Origin of the sequence: Nocardia pseudovaccinii NBRC 100343, assembly GCF_001613225.1 — a bacterium.
GTDB lineage: Bacteria > Actinomycetota > Actinomycetes > Mycobacteriales > Mycobacteriaceae > Nocardia > Nocardia pseudovaccinii.
The window spans coordinates 1-5277 of record NZ_BDBY01000104.1; the positions used below are offsets into that span (position 1 = coordinate 1).

At 63.1% G+C, this 5277-nt stretch carries 6 protein-coding genes; 3 read left to right on the top strand and 3 right to left on the bottom strand.

Features of this window, described 5'->3' with window-relative positions; genetic code table 11:
- Positions 1-355 (top strand): SAM-dependent methyltransferase (locus NP3_RS12185; RefSeq protein WP_174566203.1); only part of this gene is annotated, 355 nt, incomplete at its 5' end.
- A 123-nt stretch (positions 356-478) separates the two neighbouring features.
- On the opposite strand, the gene NP3_RS51880 is transcribed toward NP3_RS12185, so the two are convergent.
- Together NP3_RS51880 and NP3_RS12195 are read right to left on the bottom strand one after the other, a co-directional pair.
- The gene (locus NP3_RS51880; RefSeq protein ID WP_084508497.1) at positions 479-712 is read right to left on the bottom strand and encodes a metallothionein; all 234 of its coding nucleotides are present in this window, start codon (positions 710-712) and stop codon (positions 479-481) included.
- Positions 713-883: 171 nt separating this feature from the next.
- A complete protein-coding gene (locus NP3_RS12195; RefSeq protein WP_063040744.1) occupies positions 884-1558 on the bottom strand; it encodes a hypothetical protein in 675 nt (224 codons plus the stop codon).
- Positions 1559-1914: 356 nt separating this feature from the next.
- Here NP3_RS12195 and NP3_RS12200 point away from each other — a divergent pair, with 356 nt between their 5' ends.
- Positions 1915-2691: a hypothetical protein gene (locus NP3_RS12200; RefSeq protein ID WP_157124273.1), complete on the top strand. Its 777-nt coding sequence runs from the start codon at positions 1915-1917 to the stop codon at positions 2689-2691.
- 307 nt (positions 2692-2998) lie between these two features.
- A complete protein-coding gene (locus tag NP3_RS12205; RefSeq protein ID WP_084508499.1) occupies positions 2999-3679 on the top strand; it encodes a class I SAM-dependent methyltransferase in 681 nt (226 codons plus the stop codon).
- A 660-nt stretch (positions 3680-4339) separates the two neighbouring features.
- Here NP3_RS12205 and NP3_RS12210 read toward each other — a convergent pair.
- Positions 4340-5277 (bottom strand): serine hydrolase domain-containing protein (locus NP3_RS12210; RefSeq protein WP_063040750.1); only part of this gene is annotated, 938 nt, incomplete at its 5' end.

The following is a 5277-nucleotide window of genomic DNA, read 5'->3' on the forward strand; positions in this document are numbered from 1 at the left end:
CCAACCAGTCGCGCTCAGTCTCAATGCACTGATGCATTTCATCCCCGACGAGCAGGATGCCTACGGAATCGTCGATACGCTGATGGACGAGCTCGTTCCTGGCTCGTATTTGGTGATGACACACGTCACGCCCGACTTCGATCCGACGGCAATAGCTACCGTGGTCGACATCTACCGCCGCAGCGGCCTGCCATGCCAAGTTCGAAGCCGAGACGAATTCATGCGGTTCTTCGAGGGACTAGAGCTGGTCGATCCGGGTGTAGAGGTGCCGCACCGCTGGCACCCGGATGGTGTCATACCCCCGAAGAAAATGGACGAGCAAGTGTCCGCCTACGCGGGGGTTGCACGCAAGTAATACAACCCCGCACCTAGGACACCGACCCGGGACGAAGCCCGGAAAGTGCTCAGCGATCTCGTATACGGGGCACTCGAGCAGGCAAGCCGTGCCTCGGACTCGGGTCCCGGGACGACACCGCCCTCACACGTGGTCGACCAACCCTCTGGCGCCCTCGGACGCGGCGCAGTGCGCGCAGCAGAAGAATCGACCATCGGACTCCACTCCGTGGCCGATGATCTTGCAGTCGCAGTGCTCGCAGATAGGTGCCATGCGGTGGATCGCACATTCGAAGCAGTCGAAGACATGCCGTGTTCCCTGAGCCTCGACGACGATCGGCATAGCGTAGTCGTTACCGCAAACCTCGCATGCGCTCATGGAACCGTAGGCTACTCCGCGGAACCGGCACCATGTCTCTACTTTCAGGTTATGTACGCATGACCGGCTCGACCTGGTCGGTGCAGGTCACTGGCGCGCTCGGTACACACCCACACCTCACGCGGACGAGGTCGATGCGCGGCTCAGCAAGCCGTCCGCCGGTCCGGGAATTCAGAACTTGTCCGGGAACTGGGTGATGATGCCCTGGCTGAGGGCGTCGGCGACGTCCATCATGTGTGCCTTGGCCTCGTCGAACTTGGCGGTCGCGTCGCTGTGCTTGCCGCCGATGACGGCGGCTGCGTAAGCGACGGTCTGGTCGATGTGAAGGCTCATCGCCGCACGCATGTCCTGCTGCGACCAGTTGGGGTTGATCCCAGCGAAGAAGTCGGCGATATCTCGAGCATTGGCATGCCAGGTCGCGACTGCCGTGTCGAGTGCCGGTTTGTAGCCGATCTTGGCGGCGGTGAGGACTGGCACGGCCTCCAAGATGTGGACAGTCAGCAGGCCGGTGAGCTGCCGGGCAACCTCTTGGCCGTAGTACGGCGCGAACGCGTTACCGATGTCGACCTGGTTGCGCAGCAGTCGGTCCAGGCTGGACGGCAGCGCGAGGGGGTCGTCGGCGAACGCGACCACGGTCGACCAGGTGCCGTCCATGTGCTGACCCCATAGCGTGCGCATCTCGGTGTAGAGCTCGGTTTGCGCTGTCGCGGCGGGCGAGGCGTGGAACACCTGCGCCGACGCGATTGCCGCAGAATTGTATGCGGGGAGAATGCCGCTGGAGAATGCGAGGGCTGCCATCGTCGCCGCAGTGACCGCGCGGTAACGGGCAGTGTGCTGAATGGGCATGATGGTGCCTTCCTGAAAGAATTCACCGTGGTCGGGCCCTGATTGCCGACCTGAACTGGTCCTACCCGAAAGTGACTGGTTCTACCCGATAGTGGACAAAGTTTACCCGCCATCGTTCCGCACCGGCTCGGAGCGGATTTGCGGGGCTGGTGTCCAGGCCGATTCCAGAGATCGGCCGCTCGGGCGCGGCAGGGATTGCAGACTTCATCGCCTATAAGGGCGGCATTTAAGATGCATCGATGACTGATCGGGAGCCGAGCCGAGTCGACGTCCCCGGGGACTCCCCGGCGGGAAAACCGGTCGACATGCCTGTCACTTTGTCGTGGCCACGCGATGTCGCATATGTCAATCCAGGCGTGAACATGGTGGTGCGGGCTGTCGGGTCGGACGTGGGGCATGCGCTGCTGATAGAAGTCGACTTCGGAGAGTTTCCAGATCTGCGGGACGTGTCCGAGACACAGAGGGCGGTCCGGGCGCTACTGCTCGCGCTCGTCGACTACGAGGTGTCGAAACTTCCTGAGCGACGCCCAGATCCGGACTCGGAGACCGCGGAAAAGTTATTGCAGATCATCAACGAGGCCGCCGAGGATCACACCGAAGTCGGCGACTTGGTCCGGGAAATCCTGAAGACTCGAGATGCCCATGTATTGGCCACGGTCGTCTCCGGTCTCGCGGGGCGGCTTTCCGCACGGATCGAAGCATCGTTGTCGATCTCGAGCAGTGTGACGGTCAACCCGTGGCAAGAGGTCGTTCAAGTTACAGTTCCTGCCGTCACAACAGGTGGATTGATGGCCGCTGCGGCGCGCGCGGGGTGGGTCGCCCTACGCAACGCACCGGCGATTCTCGACGTCATCGTGCGGGCAACCACGATCAAGGCGGAGCGAGCGGCCCGGATCGCGGCTTTGGAAGCGGAAGCGTCCATCCACCAGAACGAGGCTCTGTTGGAGATAATCCGGACCTCGACAGAGGCCGCAGCGGCGCGCCGCTCGCTCGATGCGATCTTGGATGTACCACCTGATATCGCGAGACGTATTCACGTTCAGTCGATTTCCGATGAAGAGGCGAACGAACGACGGCATCGCCTGCTACGGGCGGTTTTACAAGATGCGGAGCCGTCTGATAGTCCGTCTTGAACTGTTGGTCGAGTTTGCTGATAGTGCGTGCGAGCGGGGCGAGTTCGGCTTTCCACCAGTTGATTTTCTGGTGGCGGGTGGCTTCGGAGAGTTTGGCGCGGGAGTTGGCCTCGGTGGCGGTGATCAGTCCGGCGGTGCGGGCGTGACCGAAGGTCGAGGCGAATAGACCCGCGCGCCACCGGACACCCACGGCGCTACACCGCTGCGGCGCCGTAGTCGCAACTGCGCAGCGAGACCGCCTACTCCGTCCGCACGGGCCCTCAATAGAGGTAGCTGGAGATTCGCCTGCCGACGTATAGTCGAGTGTATGACCAGTGGCACCGCACCGGCGGCGGCCGGACAGGGATCGGACCTGTGGGCGTGGGTTTTCGCGGCACTGTACGACCCGCTCCTGTGGAGAGGCGAGCGCGCGGGCATGGGGGCTCGTCGACGCCAGTTGCTCGGCCGCGCTACAGGACGGACGGTCGAGCTCGGCAGTGGCACCGGCCTCAACCTGCAGTACTACCCCGACCACCTCGATGAGTTGATCCTGACCGAACCCGAGGCCGCGATGCGTGCGCGGTTGGACCGGAGGCTGCGCGGCACCCAACGTCGAGCGAAGGTGCTCGACGCGTCGGCGGATCAGCTGCCGTTCGCGGAAGAATCCGTGGACACGGTCGTCTCCACGCTCGTCTTGTGCACTGTCGACAGCCCCGATGCGGTGTTGCGCGAGATCAAGCGCGTGCTGCGCCCCGACGGCAGGCTGCTGTTCCTCGAACACGTCCGCTCACAGTCGCCGCGACTTGCCCGTTGGCAAGACCGCCTCGAAGGCCCGTGGCGCCGGTTCGCGGAGGGCTGCCACTGCAACCGTGCCACGCTCGAGCTGATCCGGGCATCCGGATTGGAGCTCGACGACGTCCAGGAAGCGACGTGGCGCGGAATGATGGTCCCCATTGTCCGACCGCTGATCATCGGCGCAGCGACCAAAACGGATGGCCGACGCTCTTAGCCCGAATCCACCGAAATAATCGGGCGCGGATAGTGGCGGATAACCAGACAGCCGCACGGAACCGCGGGTGTGCCACGCCCATTCGGATCCAGCATGCGCCCAGGGCCGTCAGCTCCGGGCAATCGCGATCCTTGTACTGGCCATCCTCGGGCACCCGCGCCGGTTCGGCCGCCACAGCCACCGAACGACCGCAACGGCCGAGGATGCCTGAGCAGAGTTGAAGCGTTCAGTTGCCGAACTGGACAAGGTCACGACTCTTGACCTCAGATGTGTGATCATCGATGTCGCCATCAACTCAGTTGGCGTGGCGACGGGCTACTGCATGGAGCTCGGGCTCGCTAGACGACATCGCCTTGGGACGGATCAACGCGCCAGCGCCCCAATACTTTTCGATGATACGTAATATCAAGCCTCTTGATGTACACATCAACTTCGCAGCTGCCGCGGGACGGGATCGCAAGGGCAAGTGGCGAAACCGACCCATCGGAGCACGTTGTCCGACACCAACCGCTTGGCGGCGGTAATGCGGGCCGCGCATCCTCGGATCGCGCTGTCATCGCGGGCGTACAGAGGCCCGAGAGCGCCTTAGATCATCTCTGCAGTGTGAGATCGGAGTCGGGCGGTGGGCAGACGCAGTGGCGCCCCTTCTTCGGCGTCGATTCAGCGGATGCCGGGCGTGCGCGGATCCGGACCGAGGCAGACTTGAACGACGCAGCCCGGCGGGGTATCCGCTGATGGTGGTGCCAACGGATAGTTCAGGCAACTGAAGACATTGCAGCCCGGATATGCCGCGGGCCCGACACCGAAGACGGCGATCAGCAGATTCGTATCCACATACCCGCCCGGATCCTCGCGGGACGGCGGTTCGACATACGGACCGGGATCGGGCACCGGATGGTCCTGGAATGCCGCGAACAGTCGCCGGAAGAATTCGTGCGGCAGCTCCGTGGTGTTCTGCAGGGCCCCCGCGATGTCCTGGTTGCTGACACTTCCGAAGACTCCGGTCCACACCACCGTCAAATCCAGACTCGGCACGATGAAGACGTTCTGCATGCCGAGTCCGACCATGAAGTACATGTCGGCGGGCAGGAAGCCGGAGTTCTCAGAGCATCCGAGGCCGATCCAGAACAGATAGCCGAAGCACTCGTTCGCTGGTGACGGCTGGCGTGCCATGCGCAGATAGGTCTCGGAGACGAGTTGCCGTGTGCCCCAGCGCCCGTTGTTGCTCACCAGCAGGCCGAGCTTCGCGAAATTGTTCGGCGGGATCAGCAGATGGGCGTATCCGTAGGTGTGCCCGGCGCGATCGCGCGCCCAATAATAATCGCCGCGTTCGATGCCGAGCGGATCGAAAAGCTCACGTTGCGCGAACAGCTGCAATGGCTCACCCATGGCCAACTCGATGACATAGGCGAGCAGATCGACAGCGCGTTCGCTGTAACTGAATGCCGCGCCCGGCGGATTCTCCAACGGCACTCCGAGCGCCTGCACGGCAGTATTCGGATCGATCGGAATCACCCCGGTGATACCCTCGGAGAGTATACCCACCGCCAGGCCGGACGATTCGGTCAGCAGATTCTCCACGGTGATCGACCGATGCT